We start from the raw sequence: 4,760 nt of genomic DNA on the forward strand, positions 1-4,760 counted from the left end.
GCGAGCGCCATAAAAATGTCAACAAAGTTGGTTCCACCGGGATAGAGAGCGCAACTATTAAACCCTTGGTTTTCGGCTTTAATTTAAGTTACATAATAATCCCTGTCGGTGTTACCATAATTTAAGTATAACAAATAATAAAAGTTTTTGGTACACTCTGCGACATTTTCTTGTGCTGTTTACTAACCCTAGTCATCTCCCCAAAGAATAATTGAGCAAGGTTAGTGGGAGTACACAGAAGAATTGGTGGATTATTTAGCAAATTCTGGTGAAAAATTCCTGGAAAATCAATTACTCTGACCAGAGATTAGACAGTCTCTGACCAGACACGACTCAATGGGACAATAGTTGCTGATCTCGAGCTGAGGTTAAATCAGATTGGGATACTCCTGGTAAGATTGGGCTAATTACTGGTAACCTATCCTGCTGTTGACGAGAAAGCATGCAAAAAATCCTGAGTTGGGCAATACTAGCTTCTGTGATTACATTACCTGTTTTACCTGTTTCGGCTGAGCAACCCCTTTTCCTGGCCTATCCCCCCCGTGAGCATAAAACTACTGCAGAGAAAATTTTCTTGATTGGTACTGCAGCCCCTACTTCAGAGGTGTTGGTCAATGGTAGACCTATCCCCCGTAGCCAAAGTGGGAATTTTGCTCCTAGTTTCCCTCTGCAGCTGGGAGAAAATCGGTTTACCTTGCGCTATCTAAACCAGGAAATTCAAGTTACCGTAACCCGACTCTCTACTGAACCACAGTTACCACAAGGTTTGGGATTTGCGAAAGATTCCCTGACCCCAGCAGCAGATATTGCTAGATTACCCGGAGAACAGATTTGTTTTGGTGCGATCGCATCCCCTCGTGCTAAAGTTTCTGTCACCCTGGGCAATCAACAGATTTCCTTACTCCCTCAATCCCAAGATGCCCAACTTCCCTCCAATTTTGCCGTATTGACTGGTCAAAACCAACCTACACCTCGTGCAGTCATTAATAACTACCAGGGATGCGCTGAAGTATCACAAGCTGGTAATTTTGGCAACCCTGTGTTTCAACTAAATCTCAATGGCGAGAGAGTCAGTCAGCGGGGTACAGGTACAGTGGAAATTCTCTCTCGTAACCGCTTAGAGGTAATAGAGGTAATAGAAGAGGCTGGGGTTGCCCGCACTGGACCGAGTACTAACTATTCTCGCTTAACGCCTTTACCAAAGGGAACTAGAGCAGCCGTCACGGGCAAAGAGGGAGACTGGTTACGTCTTGATTATGGTGCTTGGATTCGCCAGAAGGAAACCAAAGTAATTCCTGGTGCAACTCCCCCGAAGTCGATTATTCGCAGTATTACTTCCCGACAGGTACCTGGAGCAACAGAAATTCTCTTTCCCCTAGAGATACCAGTACCAGTGAGTGTGCAGCAGTCCGATAAAACCTTTACCCTAACGCTACATAATCTAACGGCTCAAACGGATACGATTTTCCTAAATGATGACCCAGTGATTAAGCGCCTAGACTGGTACCAAGTGACTCCAGACCGGGTGGAGTATAATTTTAGACTCAAATCTGAGCAGCAGTGGGGGTATGACTTAAGGTATGAAGGCACTACTCTAATTCTGTCTCTGAGACATCCACCCAACTTGAGCAGTAGAGGAATACTGGGTCTATCGACTCAGCGGTTAGCAGGAATTAAGATACTGCTCGATCCCGGACATGGGGGAGCCGAAACAGGAGCTAGCGGACCGAATGGGTATCCAGAAAAGGATGTTAATTTAGTAGTCTCGAAACTGTTGCAAAAGGAATTGGTACAACGGGGAGCAACGGTATATATGACACGGGAAACTGACAAGGATGTGTCATTACGAGACCGGATGGATATGATTCACGAACTAGAACCAACGATTGCCCTTTCTATCCATTACAATGCGCTACCAGATTATGGTGATGCTATTAATACTGCTGGGATCGGAATGTTTTGGTATCATACCCAAGCCCACGATTTATCAGTGTTTTTGCATAATTATTTAGTCCAAAAGCTCCGGCGTCCATCCTACGGAGTATTTTGGAATAATCTCGCCCTAACCCGTCCTCACAAAGCTCCTTCGGTGCTATTGGAATTGGGATTTATGATTAATCCGGTAGAGTTTGAATGGATTAGCAATCCCCGAGAACAGAGACGATTGGCTAATGCGATCGCAGATGGGATTACTGAATGGATAGCTACTGTGGAGTAATGCAAGCTTTGTTGAATAGGTAACAGGGAATAGGGAAACAGAGGGGAGATGGGGAGATGGGGAGATGGGGAGTCAGATGAGCGACTGGCGTGGAAACCCCCAAGACCGCACTGGTAGTTGCTCATCAGGGAAACCTCCTTTGGCCGACTGCATCCGTTGACAACAACGATAGGATAACAATGTAAACTTTTATTACTGGACTCAAGACTTTTGGCTTTGATGGTAAAATAAACTTCGCCAATTTGCTTGATAGATATATGGGCTACCCTAACTTGTTTAATTTCTCAACTGAGTGCCTGTAAATTCAAAACCATTTTCAGAGCTATCTAGTATCACTTGTTTGATGTAAGATATGTCTCGGTTTCACCTCACGTATAACTTTGAAATAAATTCTATGACTCAGGCTGCATTTGATTACAATTCAGAATATTTTACTAGTGAAATATTCGATACCAATTATCAAGCTATAGCGTCAACAATCGTTAAAACTTATCAACCAAAACGTGTGGCAGAATTTGGGTGTGGTCCTGGGCATCTTACTAGAGAGCTGGCCAGATTGGGTGTAGAGGTAACAGCTGTAGATGGTTATTCGGAACCTGATTTCTCAGAATCATCTATTGAATTTCACAAACTTGATCTAAATGACGAAGTAGCCATTGCTAATCGTTTCTCCAACCAGAATTTCGATCTTGCTATTTCTCTGGAAGTTGCTGAACACCTAGAACCTGAAACATCTCCAATACTAATCAGCTGGATGACTAGTGTTGCGCCAATCGTGGTATTTTCAGCAGCAGTTCCTAGTCAGAGCGGCCATGGACATATCAATCTTCATTCCAGAGATTACTGGCACCGTTTATTCACTAAGCATAATTTTGTCGTCGCGGATCGTATTCGCGAGAAACTTAGACAAATACCTAATGTAGCTCCTTGGTATCGTTACAATATTATCGATTATCTCCAGGCAGAGCATTCTCAAGCCCCAGAAATACTAGAAGTAATTGACCGTTTACTTGCCTCTGAATCTGCTGCATCGAGTGCATACTACGAAGAATCTACGAAGATGAGACTTCTACAACCTTACTTAAAGGACCCGGTCGTTAAATGGTATTTCGGGTTGCGACAGTTTACTGATAGTTTTTTTAACAAAACCTAACTATCAGTAATCATTCAGCTGCTATCAGCCAATGGCCAAGGCCATTGGCCTTGGCTCACGGCTGACCGCTGACTGCTGTTCGCGCAGCGTGCGCGTAGCGCATATGCTGACGGAAAAACTAAAAGACCCAGACGCTCATGCTCCTAGCCTCTGTTTTTTGGATAATCGTGAGATAAGTTTGTTATACAGAGACGGATCAGTGGTTTGTAATGGTTGAGCCATGGCATTAAACTCTTCCTCTTCCAAAGCGAGGTAAGTATCAATCTGCTCACGATTAGCTAAGTAGAACGCGATCGCTCCGTAAACCTGTTCAAGGTTGACAGTGGGAAGGATTGAACAATACTTTCTGGTGATAATCCGTTGCGGAAAGTATATACAACGGAGTCTAGAGAAATTCGTCTGCCTGCAATCCAGTAACCATTGTCCCGATATTCTATATAAGTCTTAGCTTCTATAACTGGCATCAATTTACCTTGAATATATGTATTGAGATCATATAACTGAAACAACTGAAACAAAAAACTGAGATCAATACTGAGGCATTCTGCTCTTGTCTGCCAATTATTCTGAAAGTATCGATTACCGCTAAGTATTTTTACTTACGTTACTTGGAGGTTTAGGGATGCAGTCGGCCAAAGGGGGTTTCCCCCACTCGCGCTTTGCATCAAGACAGTGCTCAGGCTTCTCTGGATATCCCCTGAAGCGCGTTCGCGTTCGCGCAGCGTAGGCAAAGCCTAAAGCGTGACCTACGGTCAATCGCGTTTTCTGGTTGCTTTACCGATGTGATACTTAAGGATAGGTGTGGGTGGGATACAAAGTACCCGCAAGGGTACTGTAAAGTCTCGTAAACTTTGCCATCATAACTAGTATAAAGCCTATTTACAGTAATCCTTGCAGAAAAATCCCAACTCAAGGTGATAAGTAATTAAGGCGTCAAGTTACCCACTCGTAATTAACGTGAGTTGAGGGGTCTAACCAATCCCTAATTTCTGGAAATTTATAGGAGTCAGATCATCATGGAAAAACATCAACCAATAGAATTTTCCCTAGAACAGGAGTTCAATCTTAAAGTTTTTGAGACGCAAATTCAAAATCTCGACCTTGAACAAGCAAAGAATCTTCTGTGCGAGCTCTATAGACAGATGTCAATTCGTGAAATTCATTTCAGGAATTTCGTTAAGCACAGTTTAATCGGAAATCCTCCACCTTGGAGTGAGTAAGCTCAGGTATCCCTGTGCTTATGGCTTTCTTAAATGAAGACATTATTTTAATTTTTATGTCGATTAAACGCTAAAGCATTCACTAATAGATTGGGCAAAGGTTTTTCTTCTTTTCGTTTTCTCAAGTCTAAGTACAAGTTCCATTTCTTCATGATTGGAATCTTGTGCG

General features: G+C 43.0%; 4 protein-coding genes. 3 read left to right on the top strand and 1 reads right to left on the bottom strand.

Annotation, left to right across the window (positions count from 1 at the left end; all coding sequences use genetic code 11):
• Window positions 1–442 precede the first annotated feature (442 nt).
• Together F6J94_RS30495 and F6J94_RS30500 are read left to right on the top strand one after the other, a co-directional pair.
• Window positions 443–2,218 carry an N-acetylmuramoyl-L-alanine amidase gene (locus F6J94_RS30495; protein WP_293047140.1) on the top strand — a complete coding sequence of 592 codons (1,776 nt, stop codon included), beginning with the start codon at window positions 443–445 and terminating at the stop codon, window positions 2,216–2,218.
• 394 nt (window positions 2,219–2,612) lie between these two features.
• Window positions 2,613–3,371: a methyltransferase domain-containing protein gene (locus tag F6J94_RS30500; RefSeq protein WP_293019272.1), complete on the top strand. Its 759-nt coding sequence runs from the start codon at window positions 2,613–2,615 to the stop codon at window positions 3,369–3,371.
• Window positions 3,372–3,649: 278 nt separating this feature from the next.
• Here F6J94_RS30500 and F6J94_RS30505 read toward each other — a convergent pair whose 3' ends face one another.
• Entirely contained in the window at window positions 3,650–3,835 is a 186-nt protein-coding gene (locus F6J94_RS30505) for a hypothetical protein (RefSeq protein ID WP_293047142.1), read from the bottom strand.
• Between the two features lie 552 nt (window positions 3,836–4,387).
• On the opposite strand from F6J94_RS30505, the gene F6J94_RS30510 reads away from it, so the two are divergent.
• Window positions 4,388–4,591: an NblA/ycf18 family protein gene (locus tag F6J94_RS30510; protein WP_075903326.1), complete on the top strand. Its 204-nt coding sequence runs from the start codon at window positions 4,388–4,390 to the stop codon at window positions 4,589–4,591.
• Window positions 4,592–4,760 lie beyond the last annotated feature (169 nt).

The sequence above is a fragment of the Moorena sp. SIO1F2 genome (assembly GCF_010672755.1).
In the GTDB taxonomy this organism is placed as follows: Bacteria; Cyanobacteriota; Cyanobacteriia; order Cyanobacteriales; family Coleofasciculaceae; genus Moorena.

What these genes read in the sequence shown, in the direction of transcription:
- F6J94_RS30495 (WP_293047140.1), top strand. Translation starts at nt 443, where the DNA reads ATGCAAAAAATCCTGAGTTGGGCAATACTAGCTTCTGTGATTACATTA.
- F6J94_RS30500 (WP_293019272.1), top strand. Translation starts at nt 2,613, where the DNA reads ATGACTCAGGCTGCATTTGATTACAATTCAGAATATTTTACTAGTGAA.
- F6J94_RS30505 (WP_293047142.1), bottom strand. Translation starts at nt 3,835, where the DNA reads ATGCCAGTTATAGAAGCTAAGACTTATATAGAATATCGGGACAATGGT.
- F6J94_RS30510 (WP_075903326.1), top strand. Translation starts at nt 4,388, where the DNA reads ATGGAAAAACATCAACCAATAGAATTTTCCCTAGAACAGGAGTTCAAT.